Source organism: Metasolibacillus sp. FSL K6-0083, from assembly GCF_038630865.1.
Taxonomy (GTDB): Bacteria; Bacillota; Bacilli; order Bacillales_A; family Planococcaceae; genus Metasolibacillus; species Metasolibacillus fluoroglycofenilyticus.
Genome location: NZ_CP152046.1, coordinates 2,457,428 through 2,479,256, shown reverse-complemented (window position 1 = coordinate 2,479,256; position 21,829 = coordinate 2,457,428). Strand labels below are relative to the sequence as shown.

The 21,829-nt window shown below is 42.3% G+C and carries 17 protein-coding genes, 1 tRNA gene, 3 rRNA genes and 1 other RNA gene; 17 read left to right on the top strand and 5 right to left on the bottom strand.

What is annotated here, in order from left to right:
- Position 1: 1 nt before the first annotated feature.
- Complete coding sequence (locus MHB51_RS11560; protein WP_342558197.1) at positions 2-646, top strand: 3-oxoacid CoA-transferase subunit B; 645 nt, start codon at positions 2-4, stop codon at positions 644-646.
- A gap of 164 nt (positions 647-810) precedes the next feature.
- Here the strand turns inward: MHB51_RS11560 and MHB51_RS11555 are convergent, their stop codons facing one another.
- Together MHB51_RS11555 and tadA are read right to left on the bottom strand one after the other, a co-directional pair.
- Positions 811-1,377 carry a histidine phosphatase family protein gene (locus MHB51_RS11555; protein WP_342558196.1) on the bottom strand — a complete coding sequence of 189 codons (567 nt, stop codon included), beginning with the start codon at positions 1,375-1,377 and terminating at the stop codon, positions 811-813.
- Positions 1,374-1,877, bottom strand: a complete 504-nt coding sequence (tadA, locus tag MHB51_RS11550; protein ID WP_107943770.1) for a tRNA adenosine(34) deaminase TadA — start codon at positions 1,875-1,877, stop codon at positions 1,374-1,376. Before tadA ends, MHB51_RS11555 begins: the two co-directional genes overlap by 4 nt.
- Before the next feature lie 125 nt (positions 1,878-2,002).
- On the opposite strand from tadA, the gene MHB51_RS11545 reads away from it, so the two are divergent.
- The 4 genes from MHB51_RS11545 to MHB51_RS11530 all read left to right on the top strand — a co-directional run bounded on the left by MHB51_RS11545 (position 2,003) and on the right by MHB51_RS11530 (position 6,338).
- The gene (locus MHB51_RS11545) at positions 2,003-2,638 is read left to right on the top strand and encodes a deoxynucleoside kinase (RefSeq protein WP_066165971.1); all 636 of its coding nucleotides are present in this window, start codon (positions 2,003-2,005) and stop codon (positions 2,636-2,638) included.
- A gap of 2 nt (positions 2,639-2,640) precedes the next feature.
- Positions 2,641-3,309, top strand: a complete 669-nt coding sequence (locus tag MHB51_RS11540) for a deoxynucleoside kinase (RefSeq protein WP_066165974.1) — start codon at positions 2,641-2,643, stop codon at positions 3,307-3,309.
- Positions 3,310-3,593: 284 nt separating this feature from the next.
- Positions 3,594-4,883, top strand: coding sequence for an amidohydrolase (locus tag MHB51_RS11535; protein WP_066165977.1), 1,290 nt, complete (start codon positions 3,594-3,596; stop codon positions 4,881-4,883).
- Positions 4,884-6,338 carry a M20 family metallopeptidase gene (locus MHB51_RS11530; protein WP_283234865.1) on the top strand — a complete coding sequence of 485 codons (1,455 nt, stop codon included), beginning with the start codon at positions 4,884-4,886 and terminating at the stop codon, positions 6,336-6,338. It begins immediately after the preceding gene.
- Between the two features lie 22 nt (positions 6,339-6,360).
- On the opposite strand, the gene MHB51_RS11525 is transcribed toward MHB51_RS11530, so the two are convergent.
- A complete protein-coding gene (locus MHB51_RS11525) occupies positions 6,361-6,588 on the bottom strand; it encodes a hypothetical protein (RefSeq protein ID WP_342558195.1) in 228 nt (75 codons plus the stop codon).
- A 631-nt stretch (positions 6,589-7,219) separates the two neighbouring features.
- Here MHB51_RS11525 and MHB51_RS11520 point away from each other — a divergent pair.
- From MHB51_RS11520 to MHB51_RS11505, 4 genes are all read left to right on the top strand, one after another.
- Positions 7,220-8,464 carry a helix-turn-helix transcriptional regulator gene (locus tag MHB51_RS11520; RefSeq protein ID WP_153061612.1) on the top strand — a complete coding sequence of 415 codons (1,245 nt, stop codon included), beginning with the start codon at positions 7,220-7,222 and terminating at the stop codon, positions 8,462-8,464.
- 124 nt (positions 8,465-8,588) lie between these two features.
- Positions 8,589-9,227: a TIGR00730 family Rossman fold protein gene (locus tag MHB51_RS11515; RefSeq protein WP_342558194.1), complete on the top strand. Its 639-nt coding sequence runs from the start codon at positions 8,589-8,591 to the stop codon at positions 9,225-9,227.
- 136 nt (positions 9,228-9,363) lie between these two features.
- Positions 9,364-9,861 carry a sigma-70 family RNA polymerase sigma factor gene (locus MHB51_RS11510; RefSeq protein WP_066165990.1) on the top strand — a complete coding sequence of 166 codons (498 nt, stop codon included), beginning with the start codon at positions 9,364-9,366 and terminating at the stop codon, positions 9,859-9,861.
- The gene (locus MHB51_RS11505; RefSeq protein ID WP_342471505.1) at positions 9,861-10,739 is read left to right on the top strand and encodes a DUF3298 domain-containing protein; all 879 of its coding nucleotides are present in this window, start codon (positions 9,861-9,863) and stop codon (positions 10,737-10,739) included. Before MHB51_RS11510 ends, MHB51_RS11505 begins: the two co-directional genes overlap by 1 nt.
- Before the next feature lie 204 nt (positions 10,740-10,943).
- Here the strand turns inward: MHB51_RS11505 and MHB51_RS11500 are convergent.
- Positions 10,944-11,036, bottom strand: a tRNA-Ser gene (locus tag MHB51_RS11500).
- 240 nt (positions 11,037-11,276) lie between these two features.
- On the opposite strand from MHB51_RS11500, the gene ffs reads away from it, so the two are divergent.
- From ffs to MHB51_RS11475, 5 genes are all read left to right on the top strand, one after another.
- Positions 11,277-11,544: signal recognition particle sRNA large type (gene ffs / locus MHB51_RS11495), an RNA gene on the top strand.
- Positions 11,545-11,664: 120 nt separating this feature from the next.
- On the top strand, positions 11,665-13,389 hold the full coding sequence (gene dnaX, locus MHB51_RS11490; protein WP_342558193.1) for a DNA polymerase III subunit gamma/tau: 1,725 nt from the start codon (positions 11,665-11,667) through the stop codon (positions 13,387-13,389).
- Between the two features lie 27 nt (positions 13,390-13,416).
- Positions 13,417-13,731 (top strand): YbaB/EbfC family nucleoid-associated protein, encoded by a 315-nt coding sequence (locus tag MHB51_RS11485; protein WP_066165995.1) that lies wholly within the window; start codon positions 13,417-13,419, stop codon positions 13,729-13,731.
- A 10-nt stretch (positions 13,732-13,741) separates the two neighbouring features.
- Positions 13,742-14,338, top strand: a complete 597-nt coding sequence (gene recR / locus MHB51_RS11480) for a recombination mediator RecR (protein ID WP_066165997.1) — start codon at positions 13,742-13,744, stop codon at positions 14,336-14,338.
- Positions 14,339-14,350: 12 nt separating this feature from the next.
- Positions 14,351-14,566, top strand: a complete 216-nt coding sequence (locus MHB51_RS11475) for a YaaL family protein (protein ID WP_342558192.1) — start codon at positions 14,351-14,353, stop codon at positions 14,564-14,566.
- A 292-nt stretch (positions 14,567-14,858) separates the two neighbouring features.
- Here MHB51_RS11475 and MHB51_RS11470 read toward each other — a convergent pair whose 3' ends face one another.
- Entirely contained in the window at positions 14,859-15,101 is a 243-nt protein-coding gene (locus tag MHB51_RS11470; RefSeq protein WP_342558191.1) for a hypothetical protein, read from the bottom strand.
- A 370-nt stretch (positions 15,102-15,471) separates the two neighbouring features.
- On the opposite strand from MHB51_RS11470, the gene MHB51_RS11465 reads away from it, so the two are divergent.
- The 3 genes from MHB51_RS11465 to rrf all read left to right on the top strand — a co-directional run bounded on the left by MHB51_RS11465 (position 15,472) and on the right by rrf (position 20,836).
- Positions 15,472-17,026 (top strand): 16S ribosomal RNA (locus MHB51_RS11465).
- Between the two features lie 516 nt (positions 17,027-17,542).
- Positions 17,543-20,470, top strand: a 23S ribosomal RNA gene (locus MHB51_RS11460).
- Positions 20,471-20,720: 250 nt separating this feature from the next.
- Positions 20,721-20,836, top strand: a 5S ribosomal RNA gene (gene rrf / locus MHB51_RS11455).
- The 16S, 23S and 5S rRNA genes sit together here, the layout of an rRNA operon.
- Positions 20,837-21,829: the final 993 nt, after the last annotated feature.

Below are 21,829 nucleotides of genomic sequence, written 5' to 3'. Positions count from 1 at the left end.
TATGCATGATAGTAGACAATTGATTGTAGCGCGTGCTGTACAAGAAGTGAAGGATGGCATGTATGTCAATTTAGGTATCGGTATTCCAACACTTGTCGCGGACGCTTTACCAGCAGATGTCAATGTATTATTACAATCAGAAAATGGTTTGCTTGGCATTGGACCTTATCCATTAGATACGGAAGTTGATGCAGATTTAATTAATGCAGGAAAGGAAACGGTTACTGCTGCGCGCGGTGCAGCCTTCTTTGATAGTGCCGCGTCATTTGCGATGATTCGTGGGGGACATATTGATTTAGCCATTTTAGGTGGGATGGAAGTTTCACAGGAAGGCGATTTAGCGAATTGGATGATTCCCGGCAAAATGGTAAAGGGCATGGGTGGCGCAATGGATTTAGTTGTTGGCGCGAAGCGTGTCGTTGTTATTATGGAGCATGTCAATAAACATGGTGAGTCGAAAATTAAAAAAGAATGCACATTACCTTTAACAGGAAAGGCAGTTGTACATCGTCTAATTACGGATTTAGCGGTGTTTGATTTTACAGAAGAGGGTATGGTTTTAATTGAAGTGCAAGAAGGTAGTTCTGTACAAGAAGTTCGGGAAAAGACAGAGGCTGATTTCATAGTGGCTGAACATTTACAATAAGAAAAAAGGGCGTGTCTGAAAAGGTGAGATTTTTTCAAACACGCTTTTTTAAATTGCTTTTATATTGATTAGTTTAATTTTATTTTGATTCAGTTGCAGCATTGTGGTTAATTAATGGTTTTTCCTGTATTGCTGAACACAAGACGAGATTCTTTCAGTCCATTTTAGTGCCCCGTATAATTAAATAGCAGTAGCTTATTTTCTGATTTTGTTAATTCAATTACCGTTAATGCGGTGTTATGCATGCGAGGGAGATTGTGCTTAGGTAAAAGGAGCTGTAAAAATTGCTGGAGCAAATCGCCGTGACTGACGACGAGTATGCATTCTGTTGGAAACTGTTGCTGTATATATTGTAAAAACGTTTCGCAGCGAGTAATAATTTCTTGTTCAGGTTCTATTCCTAACTCTACATTTTGCCAATGGATGCCCCATTTTGCAATCCGCTCCTGTTCTGTTGTTCCTTCTATCATGCCTGTGCCAATTTCACATAAACGCGCATCTATCCATAAAGGGATGTTGCCATGCTGCTTCGCGATGATTTCAGCAGTTTGTTGTGCACGAGCTAGAGGGCTTGTAAAAATGGCGTCCCATTGCTCATTAGCAATTCTTTTAGCTAACATTTGTGCCGCAATGATACCCTCTTGATGTAAAGGGATGTCTAGCCGTCCTTGCTCCCGCCCCTCTTTATTCCATGCGGTAATACCATGTCGGATAAAGCCAATTGTCGTCATTGTAATTCCTGCTGCTGAGCTCGCTTTTGTGCCTTTTTACGAGCTCGCAATGCGCGAAAGAAGTCTGTTAAAATTTGTCCGCATTCCTCAGCTAAAACCCCTTCAACTACATCGCATTCATGGTTAAAACGCTTGTCGTTGAGCAAGCGATATAATGAATCGACACAGCCTGCCTTTAAGTCGCGTGCACCATAAACAACACGTGGCACTCTCGATTGTAAAATAGCGCCAGCACACATTGGGCAAGGCTCCAACGTAACATATAAAGTGGTCTGTTCTAAGCGCCAGCTTCCGATTTTTTCGCATCCTTGTTGAATAGCTAGAAGCTCAGCATGTGTAACAGCATTTTGCGTCGTTTCACGCAAATTATGGGCACGTGCAATAATTTCTTCGTTATGTACAAGGACAGCTCCAATTGGCACTTCCCCCTTTTCACCTGCGTGTTGTGCCTCGATGAGTGCTTGCTGCATAAAATAACGGTCTTTTTCAAATACGTCCATCTTCATCGCTCCTTGCCCTCATTGTAACAGAGTGCCAGGCACACACACAATTCTCACACAATTCACTGTGTCTATGATACAATGAAAAGCATTGACGAATTTGAAATTTAGGGGAGGAACTTTTCGTGTCAGTTCCATTTATAACAATCGAAGGCCCGATTGGTGTTGGGAAAACATCTTTATCTAATGCTGTTTCAAAGCATTTTACATATCATTTATTAAAAGAAATTGTTGATGAAAATCCATTTTTGGGGAAGTTTTATGAAAATATTGAGGAGTGGAGCTTTCAGACGGAAATGTTTTTTTTGTGCAATCGCTATAAACAGCTGTCTGATATTAAGCAATACTTAGCATGCGAGCAGAAGCCCGTTGTAGCGGACTATCATATTTTCAAAAATTTAATCTTTGCCAAGCGGACTTTACAGCCTTCAGAGTATAATAAATATGAAGCAATTTATAGTATTTTAACGGCAGACATGCCTGTTCCAAATATGGTCGTTTATTTATATGCAAGTGTTGATACATTGATGAAACGCATTGCGAAGCGTGGTCGTGAGTTTGAAAAAAATATTACACGTGAATACATGGAGCAGCTAGCGGCAGATTATCATGAATTTATTCAGCATTTTGTGAGGATGCATCCGGAGATTCCTGTTATACAGCTTAATGGTGATGAAATAGACTTTGTAGAAAATAAAGCTGATTTAAAAAATGTACTGCAAATTATTGAGCAAAAGTTACAACAAAGGAGTATAAAGTAGTTATGAATTTACGAGAAAAATATGGAATCCCGACAAATGCAGTTATTACAATTGCAGGAACAGTTGGTGTTGGTAAATCAACAATGACAAAAGCATTAGCAGAGGCCTTAAAATTCCGTACATCATTTGAAAAGGTTGATACGAATCCATACTTAGATAAATTTTATGAGGATTTTGAGAAATGGAGCTTCCATTTACAAATTTATTTTTTAGCAGAGCGCTTTAAGGAGCAAAAACGTATTTTTGAATATGGCGGGGGCTTTATTCAAGACCGCTCGATTTACGAGGATACTGGCATTTTTGCGAAGATGCATTATGATAAAGGCACAATGAGTCCAATAGACTATGAAACATACACAAATTTATTTGATGCTATGGTTATGACACCGTACTTCCCACACCCAGATTTACTCGTTTATTTAGAAGGGCCTGTGGAGGATATTATCGGTCGCATTCAAGAGCGTGGACGAGCGATGGAGCAGCAAACACCACATGATTATTGGTATGAAATGCATGGTCGCTATGAAAATTGGATTAATAATTTCAATGCATGCCCTGTACTGCGATTAAATATTAATGACTACGACTTAATGGAAAATCCAGAACAAGTTGAAAGTATTATAGACCGCATCGCATATATGATGGAGCAAACAAGCCATTTAAGAAAGTAGAGGCTAGTATATTTTTTATAAGCTTACTACTAGAAAAGAAGCTAATACTTTGTCTTACTGAGTCAGTCGCAAACTTTACATTTAAGAATATAAAGAGGTATAAAGTCCAGTGTATTTGAAAGATTGCTGTGTGCTTTATACCGCTTTTTTATTTTAGCCTGTTGAAATATTATTATTAATATAATAAAATTTATTTCGAATAGAGAAATACTGCAATAAAAATATTCGGAAAATTTAGATAAATTTACATTGCGTTTGTTTTAGATAGACGAGGAGGAAAATTTATGATTCGCATACAAGAAGGTTATTTAAACACATTATCAGAGTGGCGCAGAGATTTTCATCGCTATCCAGAACCGGGCTGGCTGGAGTTTCGGACAACAGCAAAAATTGCTGACCAGCTTGAGGAATGGGGTTACTCAGTATATGTAGGGAAGGATATAGTTGTTGGCGAGCGCATGGGGCTTCCAGGCAAGGAAGAGATGGATATATTTTTTGAACGTGCAAAAAAGATGGGTGCCAATGATAAATGGCTCGCAAAAATGGAAGGTGGCTACACAGGTGCATTAGCTGTTCTTGAAACAGGAAAGCCCGGTCCGAATGTGCTGTTTCGTGTAGATATTGATGCACTACCGATTTTAGAAACGACAAATGAAAGCCATGTACCACAGCAGCTAGGCTTTCGTTCGGTAAATGAAGGTTATATGCATGCCTGTGGTCATGATAGTCATGCAACAATTGGTCTTGGACTTGCCGAGCAAATATTGCAGCAACGCGATAAGCTAAAAGGGACAATCAAAATTTTGTTCCAGCCAGCAGAAGAAGGGGTACGTGGTGCGGCATCGCTTGTTGCCTCTGATTTATTTGATAATATCGATTATTTTTTTGCTCTCCATATTGGAACAGGTGTTGAAAAAGGGGTATTTGTTGCTGGGACTGACGGGTTTTTGGCGACATCGAAGTATGATGTGTTATTCGAAGGAGTTGCCTCACATGCAGGGGCCTTCCCAGAGCAAGGGAAAAATGCCCTTCTAGCAAGTGCTCAGGCTACTCTTGCTTTACATGCATTACCACCGCATAGTGATGGCTCAAGTCGTATAAATGTTGGGACACTCCATGCGGGCGCAGGGCGAAATATTATTGCACCAAATGCCAAGATGCAGCTTGAATTACGCGGGGAAACAACAGAAATTAATGCATTTTATGAAAATCAAATGCGCAATATTTTAGAAGGTATTGCGACAATGTATGATATTCAAGTTCACTATGAAAAGGTTGGAGGTGCGATAAGTGTACCATCAGACAAAAAGCTGGCTGAAAAATTAGCAAACATAACAAAAGCATTAAATATTCCAACTGTTGAATACCAATATTTCAACGCGGGCTCAGAGGATGCTACATATTTGATGGAAAAAGTACAAAGTAGTGGTGGGGTAGCTACATATTCTATTATAGGAACAGATTTAGCAGCGGGGCATCACAATGAATGCTTCGATATCCGTGAGGAAGATATGTTACCAGCTATTGAAATATGGCTAAATATGCTACTACATCTTAGCGAGGAGGAAAAGTAAATGGCAGTGACAGCGCTTGCGGCAATGCAAGAGCTTGAATCTTATCTAATTAAATATGAGCAAGACATATTTACTTTATCTGATCGGATTTGGGAAATTGCAGAAATACGTTTTGAGGAACAACAATCCGTACAATTATTAACTAGTTATCTTAAGGCAAATGGCTTTGAGATAGAAACAGGTCTAGGTGGAATCGAAACGGCCTTCGTAGCAAAGTATGGGACAACGGGTCCGATTATTGGCATTTTAGGTGAATATGATGCATTACCCGGTTTAAATCAAAAGGGTGGTGCGACAGCACGTGAAGCATTTGTAGAAGGGGCAAATGGACATGGTTGTGGTCATAATTTATTAGGTACAGCAGGGGTTGCAGCAGTAATGGCTTTAAAGGAATGGATTGCTGAAGGGAAAATACCTGGGCAAATTCATTATTATGGCTGCCCAGCAGAGGAGGGCGGCTCAGGTAAAACATTTATGGTGCGTGAGGGTGTGTTTGCTGACGTTGATATCGCCTTAACTTGGCATCCAGAATCATATGCCGGTGTTTGGAATCGTTCTTCTCTGGCAAACTACCAAGTGTACTTTGAGTTTGAGGGCATCGCTGCACACGCTGCAAATTCACCTGAGCTTGGTCGCAGCGCATTAGATGCAGTGGAGCTGATGAATGTAGGCGTAAACTATTTGCGTGAGCATGTGCCATCAAATGTACGCTTTCACTATGCAGTAACAAATACAGGTGGCATTTCACCAAACGTAGTACAAGCAAATGCAGAAGTATTATATTTAATTCGCGGCAAGGATATTAAGGAAGTGGAGCAAATTTATCAGCGTGTGGTCAAAATTGCAGAAGGTGCGGCATTGATGACGGAAACAACGGTTAAGGTGAAGTTCGATAAAGCCTGCTCTAATTATTTGCCGAACGACACAATTAATCAACTTCTCTATAAAAATTTAGAGGCAGTAGGGTTGCCGAAATATACGAAGCAAGAGCTTGCATACGCAAAGCAAATGGCTCAAACATTAACAGCGAATGAAATACAGGCAGGAAAAAATGACGTCAAGGACATAGCGGGTGGGCATAATATCGATGAAGCCTTTTTGCAAATGAATGGCCCATTTTTAAATATTGTATTACCCTATGAACAATCAGATAAAGCGATGGCGGGCTCAACAGACGTCGCAGATGTTAGTTGGGTTGTGCCAACAGCGCAATGCTTCACACCTTGCTTTGTTTTTGGCACGCCGCTTCATACTTGGCAAGTCGTATCTCAAGGGAAGACATCTATCGCACATAAAGGCTTATTATATGCAGCGAAGGTGATGGCATTAACGGCAATTGACTTATTGCGGGAGCCTCAGCTTATCACGAAAGCAAAACTAGAGCATGCCGCTCAAACAAATGGCTCATACGTCAATCCAATTCCAGCTCATGTGAAACCGAATATGAATAAATAAAAATTGTGTGAGTGCCTGGCACTCACACAATTTTTATTTTCAAAAAGCGCAGAAAAAAAGCGAGCATGAGAAGCACAACAGGTGTTAATGCGATGAGTTGGTAAGCGTTATTTGCGCCTACTAAAAAATAAAGGGCAATTGGTAATGATGCCACAGCACTTACACAGATGAGTAACCAAGATAATCGAGTTAATCCAACTAGCAATGCACCGACCGAAACAGCTAACGACAAGTAGAAAAGTGTTAACATTTCTTGTGAGCCTCCTAGAAGTTAATAGTATCAGGCGTGTTGATTATGAAAATATTGGATATGGATGCGTGTGTTTTAAGGTAGAGAATGCACTGTTAATAAAAGATTTATTTGTTCATTGGAGTGAAGGGGGCGAGTGCTCCTGCGATTACTCGTCGCAAAGCAAAGCCTTCCAGCAGGACAAAGTGTAGGGAGGCTAAAACCGCCGCGCCCTGCGGAAAGCGTCCCCCGCAATGGAAATCAACAAATTTCCTAGACTCTTTTTGTAAAATAAAGGATAATCAACGCATCTGTAATAGTATATATAATTATAGCTTGTTGGGAGAGCTTTTCGTAAATTGAAGTGCGAACTTTATAAAAAACCTTATTAATTCGCTAGAAAACTGTTAGTAATAAAAAATAAAATAAATTAGAAATAATGCATTTAAAATGATGAAAAACTAAAATATTTTGCGTATTTATAAAAAATAGAGAAATTAATGATGTTTAGTGTGCTTTATTGCGATTATTTTTGTAAGATGTTGGGGATAGCTAATACTTTAGTATGATTGAATTATGATATAATTCAGAAAGTACCTTACTATTTGATTTGAGCTACTATGTTAAGCGTACTGAAATGAGGTGAACCTTTTTGCACATAGGTAATCGAATACGAAAAATCAGAATGCTAAAAGGCTTTTCTCGTGAGTATGTTTATACAGGCATTGTATCTAACTCTCATTTTAGCAATATCGAAAAGGGAAGATATCAACCGCCAGCTGAGACATTGCAATTGATGGCCAAAAGAATGGAAGTACCGCCTCATTATTTGAGTGATTTTTATGATGAGGATGCAGAAGTTGCAGCGATTATTGAACGTTTAGCCGACTGTGTGAAAAACCATCAATTACAAGAGGCGCAAGATATTTTAAACACTTATCAAGACAAGCTAACGTATATTTCCTCTGTTTGGCAAGAGTTAGACTTCAATCTCACTCGTTTCGATGTATATGCGAAGCTTCATCAAGATGATAAGGCAAAATTACTATTTGAGAAGGAAATACAAGACATTATACAATTACAAGATGTACCGCCTGAATTGCGATATAGATATTTAAAAGTATACGGTACATACTTTTTAATGCAGAAAGACTTTGAGCAAAGCTTGCTACATTATCAACAAGCGTTGAGCAGTACCTATGCTATATCAGACCAAATTCCGATTCGCTATAATTTAGCCATTTGCTATTATCGGTTGGGTGATATAGAGCAGGCATGTAAAAACTTAGACAAAGTGCTCCATTACGCTTTACGTACACAAAATTGGATAAGTGCTATTCATGCCTATAATTTATTTGGCGTCTTGTTTCAAAAGAAAAAAGACTATCAACAAGCGCAAAGCTATTATCAATATGGCATTGCACTTAGTGAGTTAATTCAATTGGATGAAGTATTAATTATAGGGAAGCTCTATCATAATTTAGGGTTCATTTATTTTGAGCAAGCAAATTATGAGGAGGCAGAAAAAACGCTATTGCATTGTGTGGAGCTTAGAAAAGATGCACCTCAAATAGATAAGGTCAAAACCATTTATTTATTAATAGAAACTTATATTAAACAAGGTAGCTTAGAAAAGGCATATCTAGAGTTAGCGAATTATAAAACGCTTATCCCGCATTCGCTCTATATTTTTTGTCAGGCAAAGCTTGCTAAAGGGCTGCACAAAGATACGGAGTTTGAGCAGTATATTTTACAGGCAATGCATCTTTTCGAAAGAGAGAAGGAGCTTGTTTATTTGTCAGAGGCATTTGAGCATTATATTCCTTATTTAGAGGAAAAGCGCAAATACAAGCAAGCATATGAATTATTAAAAAGGTATCACGATATTAAAAAATAAAGGAGTTATGCAAAATGAAAAAATGGATTTTAGTATTAGCTTTATTATTAGTAAGTGTTCCACTTTATGGTGAGGTTAGCCCGCAAGATAATAGCGACATCGGCGAAGCAATGTAAAATAAGTTTTGTTACATCGGAATGTTATCATTTCGTTAAATATTTCGGCTGCAACTAGTCATGCACCTTCCTTGTCTATTAATATAATAGAAGAAAAGGAAGGTGCATTTTTAATGAATGTTGCAGTATATTGTGGTTCACAAATGGGGAAATCCCCAATTTATAAGGAAGCAGCGGCACAGTTAGGGGAAGTATTAGCTAATGCGGGACATGGCATTGTCTATGGCGGTTCAAATATTGGCTTAATGGGACAGGTTGCAGATGCTGCATTGCACGGAGGCGGAAAAGTAATCGGCATTATGCCTACGCATTTACAGCAACGTGAAATTGCCCATACGAGCTTAACTGAAATTCATTTTGTAGAGTCTATGCATGTGCGTAAAGCAAAGATGGTAGAATTAGCAGATGCCTTCATTGCATTACCAGGGGGCTGTGGCACGTTAGATGAATACTTTGAAGTATTTACTTGGGCGCAAATCGGTTTACATGACAAGCCTGTTATTTTGTATAATGTCAATGGATTTTATGATGCAATCGCACAGCATTTCGAAAAGATGCTAGATGAAGGCTTTATACGAGCAGAGCAACGTAGTTTACTACATATAGCGACATCACCCCAGCAAATAGTGGACATTTTGGCGAGGTAACCCTCGCTTTTTTTATTGCAAACAATTTTAAATTGTGTGTAAATTGTATGTGTGCCTGGCACTAAAATAATTTAAACTTTTTCATAAACTCATCCGTCTAGTAGTTGTATACATTAATCAAAGGAGTCTTTCGGAAATGAGTAATTCGCGCGCGGAACAAAATTTAGTAACATTTATCCGAAACAACAAAGAGCGTTTCTATTATCTTGCCTATAGTTATACGAAAAATGAGCAGGATGCGCTGGATGTTGTACAGGACAGCATTCAAAAAGCATTACAATCGCTTCATACATTACAAAATGAGGAGCAAATAAAGAGTTGGTTTTATAAAATCGTCGTGCGCACAGCTATCGATTTCCTCCGTAAACATAAGCGTCAACAAATAATGGAAGATGATAAGCTCGCGCTATTAACACCACAGCAGGTTGATTCGTATGAAAATACGGATTTGGAGGTGGCTCTTGATAGTTTACCAACTATTTATCGAGAGGTAGTTATCTTGCGTTATTTTGAGGATTTAAAAATTGAAGATGTTGCGCGTGTATTAGATACAAATATTAGCACAATAAAATCTAGATTGTACAAAGCGTTAAAGTTGTTAAAGATACAATTACAAGAGGAAGAAGGTTTTTAATGATGGATGAGCGTTTGAAAAAGTTAGAGCAACAGTATAAAAATGTACCGATACCGAAAAGTCTTGATTCAATAGTAGAGGCAAGCTTGAAGCAGCGACCAAAAAAGCGTGCGCCTAAATGGGTTTTAGGTGCGGTTGCAGCGACGGCGCTCTTTACTGCTGGTTTAAATATTAATCCTGCAATGGCCAAAAGTTTAGTAAATGTGCCAATTCTCGGTGATGTAGTAAGTGTATTGACATTTGTGAGCTATGAGATTGAACAAGATACGTATTCTGCCAATATAGATGTGCCAAAAATTAACGGGAAATCAGAAGAGATTGTGGCGCTAAATAAAAAATATGCGGCAGAAGGCAAAGAGTTGTTTGAGAAATTTAAAGATGATGTAGATTGGATGAATAAAAACGAAGGTGGCTATCTAGGTTTAGATAGTAGCTATGTTATTGCAACAGATACAAGCCAAATTTTATCAATAGGTCGCTATGTTGTTGAAACAGTCGGTTCTTCGTCAACTGTTATGAAATACGATACAATTGATAAGCAAAAGGAAATAGTCATCACTTTACCAAGTTTATTTAAAGACAATGCTTATGTAGAAAAAGTTAGCGCCTATATTGCTGATAAAATGCGCGAAGAGATGATAGCAACAAATCAAGATAAAATGTATTGGGTAAGCGATGCAGGTCTTGAGGATGAAAGCTTAGTCGAGCTCTTTACAACAATTAAGGCAGACCAAAATTTCTATATTTCGGAACAGGGTAAGCTTGTAATCGTTTTTGATAAATATGAGGTTGCACCAGGTTATATGGGAATAGTAGAGTTTGAAATCCCAACAGAGATAGTGCAAGATTCACTTGTAAGCAACGAGTATATTAAATAAATGGGGCGTATGACAAGCGGTGTAGTTGCCTGCTTGTTATACGCTTTTGTTGATGCTTTGTCAAAGCTATAACTCGTAAAAGAGAGAACCCTCCTCTTTGAAAACAGGCGAAACATGGGCTTTAGCAGATTTTTTTGCATTTAAAATACTTAACTCTATATTAAAAAAACCGCTACATCAGTAGCGGTTGTCATTTGAAAAATATGGCGGAGGAAGAGGGATTCGAACCCCCGCGCGGTTTAACCCGCCTGTCGGTTTTCAAGACCGATCCCTTCAGCCGGACTTGGGTATTCCTCCGTATAGATGTCTTATCGACAAGAATTAGAATATCATGTATTAAAATGTTGGTCAAGCACTTTTTCTGAAAAATATTGAAATCAGGCCTTGGCTAATTATTTGATTCGATTTAGATATCTGTTGTTACAATCGCCTGTTTGCTTGATAGCAATAGAAGAACATCGCTAAATCAAGATAAACAATAAATTCCTATGTACAATTCGTTGCTTTTTTTGTGGCATATGAGTATACTTATAAATGCCGTGCTAGATGGGGAGGTAGCGGTGCCCTGTAACTTGCAATCCGCTCTAGCAAGATTGAATTCCTTTTCTGAGGCTGTCCGTATTGTTTGGTCTGCCTTTTGCACGTAGTGTTGACGGTTGGGTCCTGCGCAATGGGTACCCATGAACTATGTCAGGTCCGGAAGGAAGCAGCATTAAGTGGTTTCACTCATGTGCCGCGGGGTAGCCTAACCTGAGCTGTCGACAAGAGTAACGCTTATGTGCGGCTGTCGAAGGAAGGTGCACGGCTTTAAATTGCAGGTAATAGCGCATTCATCTACTATGATGGATGCGCTTTTTTTAAAGAAAAAATCGCACAATTAATGCTATACTATAGCTAGTGAATTCAAGCAAAGGAGAGGAAACCGTTGACGTATCAAGCATTTTATCGTGTCTATCGCCCTCAATCTTTTCGGGATATGTCAGGGCAAGTACATGTAAAAAGAACGCTGCAAAATGCCCTCCTGGCAAATAAAACAACGCATGCCTATCTCTTCTCTGGTCCCCGTGGTACTGGAAAAACAAGTACGGCGAAAATTTTTGCGAAAACATTAAACTGTGAGCATGCCCCGACAAGTGAGCCTTGTAATGAATGTGCTACATGTAAAAGTATTACGGAGGGTTCACATCCAGATATCATTGAATTTGACGCAGCCTCTAACTCTCGTGTAGAAGAAATGCGTGATATTATTGAAAAAGTCCACTTCACACCAGCAAATGCGCGCTTCAAAGTTTATATTATTGACGAGGTACATATGCTATCAACAAGTGCTTTTAATGCACTATTGAAAACATTAGAGGAGCCTCCAGCGCATGTTGTATTCGTTTTGGCAACGACAGAGCCACACAAGCTGCCAGCGACGATAATTTCTCGCTGTCAACGCTTCGATTTTAAGCGCCTTTCTTCCACTGATATTTTAGAGCGTATGAAAGTTGTTTTAGAAGATATTGATCTACCGTTTGAAGAACAGGCATTAAAGGTAATTACACAAGCGGCAGCAGGGGGAATGCGTGATGCACTTAGCTTGCTAGACCAAGTGGTATCCTTTAGTAAAGACATATTAACAATGGAGGATGCGCTTTTTGTAACGGGCTCAGTTAGTCAAGATGTATTTTATGACCTAACAATTGCCATTGGGCAAAAAGATGTCGCGCAAGTACTCTCATTATTAGAGCAGTTAGTTGCTGATGGCAAAGAGCCATTACGTTTAACAGAGGACCTAATTACATTTTTCCGAGATTTATTATTGCTACAAACTACTGGCGATTTAAGTGAGCTACTGGAGCTTGTGACAATGGAAGAGAAATTTGTTCAATTAGCGGAGCAATTTTCGGCAGACACGCTGTATAGTTTTATCGACACATTAGCGCAAACACAGCAAGAAATGAGATTTTCTCATCACACGAAAATCTATTTGGAAACAGCTTTGTTAAAAATAACGCAATTTACAGCGAGTCCCACAGCATCAGTGGGCGTAAACCCAGCGCTAGAAGAAAAAGTTGCAATGCTAGAGCAGCTTGTTCAGCAGCTAACAGAGCAATTAGCGAATGGCACAACTATGCAACAACAGGAAAAGCAAGCGCCGCGACAAAGGGCAAAAACGCCAAATGGGTTTAAGCCGCAGACAGGGCGTATTCAAGAAGTGTTAAAAGATGCTACGAAGGAAGATATTCAAAAAATAAAATCAGCTTGGGCACAAAGCTTAAATCAAATGCAAAAATCACAAGCGGCACTTTTAGCGGAGGCAGAGCCTGTTGCAGCATCTTCTAGTGCTTTTGTGTTAAAATTCAAGTATGATATACATTGTCAAATGGTAGCTGAAAATCGCTCTTTATTAACAATGTTTACACAAACATTGGCAGCTCAAATCGGTACGATGTATGAGATGCTGTGCATTCCAGAAAGCTCTTGGCTTGAATTGCGAGAGAACTTTATTCGCGATAACGGTCTACACGCTAAAAAAAGTGAGCAGGTTCAGGAGACGGCGCAGCCATTTATTGACGACGCACAGCCAATCGCGTCGCAGGACCCACTTGTAGTGGAAGCTGAAGCTTTATTCGGCAAAGATTTTGTTGAAGTTATTGAAGAATAATTTATTCAATTTAGGAGGAATTTAATTATGCGTGGAATGGGTAATATGCAAGGCATGATGAAAAAAATGCAAAAAATGCAAAAAGAAATGATGGAGGCACAAGAGGCTTTAAATGCCCAGCAATTTGAAGGCTCTGCAGGTGGCGGCGTAGTGAAAGTAATCGTTAATGGCCAACGTGAAATTCTTGAAGTGAATTTGGATGAGTCAGTAGTAGACCCAGAAGATATTGAAATGCTACAAGACTTAATCGTTGTTGCAACAAACGATGCATTGAAAAAAGTAGAAGAGACTACAAATTCAACAATGGGCAAATTCACACAAGGCTTAAACCTTCCATTCTAGGAGGTACAACATGCATTATCCTGAACCAATTTCAAAGCTTATTGATAGCTTTATGAAACTGCCAGGCATTGGACCGAAAACTGCGGCCCGTCTGGCATTTTTCGTGCTAACGATGAAAGAAGATACCGTTTTATCATTTGCAAAGGCGCTAGTTGATGCAAAGCGTAATTTAATGTACTGCTCGCAATGTGGTCATATAACCGATATTGACCCGTGTCATATTTGCTCCGATAAGCAGCGAGACGTTTCAATGATTTGTGTAGTACAAGATCCGAAAGATGTAATTGCAATGGAAAAAATGCGTGATTACAACGGGATGTATCATGTATTACACGGAGCAATCTCGCCTATTGAAGGAGTGGGACCAGAGGATATTAATATTGCATCGTTATTGACACGACTTCATGATGAGCGAGTGCAAGAGCTTATTTTAGCAACAAACCCTACAATTGAAGGGGAAGCAACGGCGATGTATATTTCTCGTCTTGTTAAGCCATCAGGTATTCGAACAACAAGAATTGCACACGGCTTGCCGGTAGGTGGCGACTTAGAGTATGCCGATGAAGTTACTCTATCGAAAGCATTAGAAGGTAGACGTGAGTTATAAGGTGTGTGACACATGTTCTTTTCACGAAAAGGAAAATTAAAAAAAGAATTCGACGAAAAATTAGTATATCTAATAAAAGAAACAAAAGAAGGCTGGCATAACGCTAAAGTAATTGAAGATTTATCAGATGATTACAATTTAGATGTTGAAGCACAAAGAAAAGCTGCTGAGAGTATTCATTTCTTCTTATTTAAAGAAGCAAGAATTCGCCAAGTAAATATAAAATGAAGTTTGGAGCTGTTGGAGTGGGGATTTTCTTCAGCAGCTCCAATTCAGTTTGGAGCGATAAATATGATGGAAGGAAACCTCAATTAAGGGATTATGCCGATGCGTAATTGATTAATAGGCTAGCTGCTTGAGCGTGAGGATTTACCTTTACCTAGTCATCTCGGAAAATCAAAATTGTAGTAGTAGCTTTTCTAATTGCATATCTAAATATTCAGCTTGCTGAAAGAAGAAATAATTAGTACTGTCCTTGCATATGTTCTGTTGAATACATTTTCGAGGAGCGGGTTATTATTTATAAAGCACTTGGCATTGGTCTAATTTTATTTATTGTTATATTTATAGGAAGTAAGTTAAATTGGAACGTAATATTTGAAAAGCTAGCATTGATTTGGTTTAAGTTAGCGTTTGCAGTTATGATTTTATTTGGAGCGCATTTATTGCTATCAATGCAAGGCATTATACTGCCAATCAATATTTTTTCAATAGCAACAATAACGTTTTTAGGAATACCTGGCGTGTTATGCGTAGCATTCACAACTTTTTTATTAAATTTTTAATAAAGGTATTGCATAAAATGAATGATGATGCTAATATAGATAAAGTCGTTAGGGAAATAAATTAATAATAAGATAAATTGTTGACTAACGTATTAAGGATATGATATATTTTAAAAGTTGCCGTTTTAATATTGACGCTAACAGATAATAGTGTTAAACTATTAAAAGTCACTTATTGATAACTGCAAATGATATGAACCTTGAAAACTGAACAAGCAAGACGTGAATGAATAAAGTTTCATTGAATAGATGAAACACAATTTTGGACATCGAATGAAGATGCCAGCAAATGTTTTAATGTATCGAAAGCGAAGCGACAGATACAAATTTGAGCTTACTCAAATTCTTTTTATGGAGAGTTTGATCCTGGCTCAGGACGAACGCTGGCGGCGTGCCTAATACATGCAAGTCGAGCGAGTGTTACTTTGGTGCTTGCACCGAAGTAACGCTAGCGGCGGACGGGTGAGTAACACGTGGGCAACCTGCCCTGTAGATGGGGATAACTCCGGGAAACCGGGGCTAATACCGAATGATACTTTAAAACCCATGTTTTAAAGTTGAAAGATGGCTCTGCTATCGCTACAGGATGGGCCCGCGGCGCATTAGCTAGTTGGTGAGGTAATGGCTCACCAAGGCAACGATGCGTAGCCGACCTGAGAGGGTGATCGGCCACACTGGGACTGAGACACGGCCCAGACTCCTACGGGAGGCAGCAGTAGGGAATCTTCCACAATGGGCGAAAGCCTGATGGAGCAACGCCGCGTGAGTGAAGAAGGTTTTCGGATCGTAAAACTCTGTTGTAAGGGAAGAACAAGTGCCGTAGTAACTGGCGGCACCTTGACGGTACCTTATTAGAAAGCCACGGCTAACTACGTGCCAGCAGCCGCGGTAATACGTAGGTGGCAAGCGTTGTCCGGAATTATTGGGCGTAAAGCGCGCGCAGGCGGTTTCTTAAGTCTGATGTGAAAGCCCCCGGCTCAACCGGGGAAGGTCATTGGAAACTGGGGAACTTGAGTGCAGAAGAGGAAAGTGGAATTCCAAGTGTAGCGGTGAAATGCGTAGAGATTTGGAGGAACACCAGTGGCGAAGGCGACTTTCTGGTCTGTAACTGACGCTGAGGCGCGAAAGCGTGGGGAGCAAACAGGATTAGATACCCTGGTAGTCCACGCCGTAAACGATGAGTGCTAAGTGTTAGGGGGTTTCCGCCCCTTAGTGCTGCAGCTAACGCATTAAGCACTCCGCCTGGGGAGTACGGTCGCAAGACTGAAACTCAAAGGAATTGACGGGGGCCCGCACAAGCGGTGGAGCATGTGGTTTAATTCGAAGCAACGCGAAGAACCTTACCAGGTCTTGACATCCCGTTGCCCACTATGGAGACATGGTTTTCCCTTCGGGGACAACGGTGACAGGTGGTGCATGGTTGTCGTCAGCTCGTGTCGTGAGATGTTGGGTTAAGTCCCGCAACGAGCGCAACCCTTGATCTTAGTTGCCATCATTCAGTTGGGCACTCTAAGGTGACTGCCGGTGACAAACCGGAGGAAGGTGGGGATGACGTCAAATCATCATGCCCCTTATGACCTGGGCTACACACGTGCTACAATGGACGGTACAACCGGTTGCCAACCCGCGAGGGGGAGCTAATCCGATAAAACCGTTCTCAGTTCGGATTGTAGGCTGCAACTCGCCTACATGAAGCCGGAATCGCTAGTAATCGCGGATCAGCATGCCGCGGTGAATACGTTCCCGGGCCTTGTACACACCGCCCGTCACACCACGAGAGTTTGTAACACCCGAAGTCGGTGAGGTAACCTTTTGGAGCCAGCCGCCGAAGGTGGGATAGATGATTGGGGTGAAGTCGTAACAAGGTAGCCGTATCGGAAGGTGCGGCTGGATCACCTCCTTTCTAAGGATATTTTCGGAATATCTCCTACGGAGATAACATTCACGGATTGCTGTTCAGTTTTGAAGGTTCATCAACGGATGAATACTTCTTATTGTGCTCCTGCGGTTACTCGTCGCAAATACGCGAGGAAGCAAATACAGGTAGCCTATTTGCTCTTTGAAAACTGGATAAAACGACATTGAAAGTAACAAGTTTTAAATAGATCAAGTAATTGATCGTGTAAGTTCTTAAATCTTATTTCTTTTATGAGATAAGTTGTAACTAACATGAAGGTTTCAAGACACGAGTAGGACAAGGAAGCGATTGAGCGATGGAAGGAGCGTACTTAAGTACGTGACTGACAGAGTGAATGAAGCTGACGCAGTCATACGATGTGTATTGAAAGCCGAAAATGAAGGTTTCGAGATACGAGCAAGCCAAGGAAGCAGCTTGAGCGAATGAAGGAGCGTACCTTTGTACGTGACTGAATGAGTGAAAGTAGCTGACGCAGGATGGCGATGTATATCGAAAGCTGAAGGTTAAGTTATTAAGGGCGCACGGTGGATGCCTTGGCACTAGGAGTCGATGAAGGACGGCACTAACACCGATATGCCTCGGGGAGCTGTAAGTAAGCTTTGATCCGGGGATTTCCGAATGGGGAAACCCACTATGTTTAATGGCATAGTATCCATACGTGAATTCATAGCGTATGGAAGACAGACGCAGGGAACTGAAACATCTAAGTACCTGCAGGAAGAGAAAGAAAATTCGATTCCCTGAGTAGCGGCGAGCGAAACGGGAAAAGCCCAAACCAAAGAGCTTGCTCTTTGGGGTTGTAGGACACTCTATACGGAGTTACAAAGGAATGAAGTAGACGAAGCGACTTGGAAAGGTCCGCCAGAGCAGGTAAAAGCCCTGTAGTCGAAAGTTCATTCCCTCCAGAGTGGATCCTGAGTACGGCGGAACACGTGAAATTCCGTCGGAATCCGGGAGGACCATCTCCCAAGGCTAAATACTCCCTAGTGACCGATAGTGAACCAGTACCGTGAGGGAAAGGTGAAAAGCACCCCGGGAGGGGAGTGAAAGAGAACCTGAAACCGTGTGCCTACAAGTAGTTAGAGCCCGTTAATGGGTGATAGCGTGCCTTTTGTAGAATGAACCGGCGAGTTACGATAACGTGCAAGGTTAAGCTGAGAAAGCGGAGCCGCAGCGAAAGCGAGTCTGAATAGGGCGAAGGAGTACGTTGTCGTAGACCCGAAACCAGGTGATCTACCCATGGCCAGGGTGAAGGTAAGGTAACACTTACTGGAGGCCCGAACCCACGTACGTTGAAAAGTGCGGGGATGAGCTGTGGGTAGCGGAGAAATTCCAATCGAACCTGGAGATAGCTGGTTCTCTCCGAAATAGCTTTAGGGCTAGCCTCGTGATGGAGAATACCGGAGGTAGAGCACTGTTTGGACTAGGGGGGCATCTCGCTTTACCGAATTCAGACAAACTCCGAATGCCGGATATTTATACACGGGAGTCAGACTGCGAGTGATAAGATCCGTAGTCAAGAGGGAAACAGCCCAGACCACCAGCTAAGGTCCCAAAGTAATCGTTAAGTGGAAAAGGATGTGGCGTTGCTTAGACAACCAGGATGTTGGCTTAGAAGCAGCCATCATTTAAAGAGTGCGTAATAGCTCACTGGTCGAGTGACACTGCGCCGAAAATGTATCGGGGCTAAACGATTCACCGAAGCTGTGGATTGACATCTACGATGTCAGTGGTAGGAGAGCGTTCTAAGTGCGTTGAAGTCAGACCGGAAGGACTGGTGGAGCGCTTAGAAGTGAGAATGCCGGTATGAGTAGCGAAAGACAGGTGAGAATCCTGTCCACCGTATGACTAAGGTTTCCTGAGGAAGGCTCGTCCGCTCAGGGTTAGTCGGGACCTAAGCCGAGGCCGATAGGCGTAGGCGATGGATAACAGGTTGATATTCCTGTACTACCTCCCCACCGTTTGAGCAATGGGGGGACGCAGGAGGGTAGGGTAAGCAGAGCGTTGGTTGTCTCTGTTCAAGCAGTAAGGCGTGTGTGTAGGCAAATCCGCACACTCTAACGCCAAGCTGTGATGACGAGTCCGTATGGACGAAGTTCCTGATCTCACACTGCCAAGAAAAGCCTCTAGCGAGGTGGGAGGTACCCGTACCGCAAACCGACACAGGTAGTCGAGGAGAGAATCCTAAGGTGTGCGAGAGAACTCTCGTTAAGGAACTCGGCAAAATGACCCCGTAACTTCGGGAGAAGGGGTGCTCTTGAGCGTGCAAGCGCATGAGAGCCGCAGTGAATAGGCCCAGGCGACTGTTTAGCAAAAACACAGGTCTCTGCAAAACCGTAAGGTGACGTATAGGGGCTGACGCCTGCCCGGTGCTGGAAGGTTAAGAGGAGTGGTTAGCGCAAGCGAAGCTATGAATTGAAGCCCCAGTAAACGGCGGCCGTAACTATAACGGTCCTAAGGTAGCGAAATTCCTTGTCGGGTAAGTTCCGACCCGCACGAAAGGCGTAACGATCTGGGCACTGTCTCAACGAGAGACTCGGTGAAATTATAGTACCTGTGAAGATGCAGGTTACCCGCGACAGGACGGAAAGACCCCGTGGAGCTTTACTGTAGCTTGATATTGAATTTTGGTACAACTTGTACAGGATAGGTAGGAGCCAGAGATCTCGGAGCGCCAGCTTCGAAGGAGGCGTCGGTGGGATACTACCCTGGTTGTATTGAAATTCTAACCCGTGCCCCTTAGCGGGGTAGGAGACAGTGTCAGGCGGACAGTTTGACTGGGGCGGTCGCCTCCTAAAAGGTAACGGAGGCGCCCAAAGGTTCCCTCAGAATGGTTGGAAATCATTCGTAGAGTGTAAAGGCACAAGGGAGCTTGACTGCGAGACCTACAAGTCGAGCAGGGTCGAAAGACGGGCTTAGTGATCCGGTGGTTCCGCATGGAAGGGCCATCGCTCAACGGATAAAAGCTACCCCGGGGATAACAGGCTTATCTCCCCCAAGAGTCCACATCGACGGGGAGGTTTGGCACCTCGATGTCGGCTCATCGCATCCTGGGGCTGTAGTCGGTCCCAAGGGTTGGGCTGTTCGCCCATTAAAGCGGTACGCGAGCTGGGTTCAGAACGTCGTGAGACAGTTCGGTCCCTATCCGTCGTGGGCGTAGGAAATTTGAGAGGAGCTGTCCTTAGTACGAGAGGACCGGGATGGACATACCGCTGGTGTACCAGTTGTCGTGCCAACGGCATCGCTGGGTAGCTATGTATGGACGGGATAAGTGCTGAAAGCATCTAAGCATGAAGCCCCCCTCAAGATGAGATTTCCCATTACGCAAGTAAGTAAGATCCCTCAAAGACGATGAGGTAGATAGGTTCGAGGTGGAAGTGTGGCGACACATGGAGCTGACGAATACTAATCGATCGAGGACTTAACCACAATTAAAACTTGTTTCAATGTTCGTTTATCCAGTTTTGAAAGAACAAACACTTTCTAAAAACAAGGATTTCAAGATACAAGCTAATCGAGGAAACAAAGGAGCGATTGAAGGAATGTACTAAAGTACATGACTGAATGAGCGAGTGCAGTTGACGAAGAGTAGCGCAGTAGATTGGAAGCTGAGTAAGGAACGTCTACTAAAAGCACCACATCCTGTGGTAACGTAGACGCCAGCACACCCATGTGCAAGTGAAGTAATGATGGCAAAGAGGTCACACCCGTTCCCATACCGAACACGGAAGTTAAGCTCTTTAGCGCCGATGGTAGTTGGGGGCTTCCCCCTGTGAGAGTAGGACATTGCTTCGCAATCAAAACCACTGAGGAATCAGTGGTTTTTTTATATGGAAAAGAAGCCCCCAACTACCAAAGACCGAAGGTCAGCTCGGCGCGTAATCGCAAGCAAACAATTGCAAACACTTTTAATCGAATACAAGCTCAAGCAGTGCAGAAGAGCAAGGAGTCCGAGGCGTTAAGGAGCGCGGAGCGGAATGTGCATGGCACATGAGCACCGCAAGCGACGCGGGCAACGAAGGAATCCGCGGCTCAGCTGTACTGCGTTGAAGTGCCAATGGTAGTTGGGGGTGCCCCCTGTGAGAGTAGGACATTGCTTCGCAATCAAAACCACTGAGGAATCAGTGGTTTTTTTATATGGAAAAGAAGCCCCCAACTACCAAAGACCGAAGGTCAGCTCGGTGCGTAATCGGAGGCAAACAATTGCAAACACTTTTAATCGAATACAAGCTCAAGCAGTGCAGAAGAGCAAGGAGTCCGAGGCGCCAAGGAGCGCGGAGCGGAATGTGCATGGCACATGAGCACCGCAAGCAACGCGGGCAACGAAGGAATCCGCGGCTCAGCTGTGCTGCGTTGAAGTGCCGCTGGTAGTTGGGGGCGCTCCTTGTGAGAGTAGGACATTGCTTCGCAATCAAAACCACTGAGGAATCAGTGGTTTTTTATATGGAAAAGAAGCCCCCAACTACCAAAGACCGAAGGTCAGCTCGGCGCGTAATCGGAGGCAAACACTTTTAATCGAATACAAGCTGAAGCAGTGCAGAAGAGCAAGGAGTCCGAGGCGCCAAGGAGCGCGGAGCGGAATGTGCATCGCACATGAGCACCGCAAGCGACGCGGGCAACGAAGGAATCCGCGGCTCAGCTGTGCTGCGTTGAAGTGCCGCTGGTAGTTGGGGCTCCCCTGTAAGAGTAGGACATTGCTTCACAACCAAAAACCACTGAAGAATATCAGTAGTCAAGTGCAGAAGTTACCAAGAAGAAAAAGAGCGAACATGGAATAAATCTCAGAAA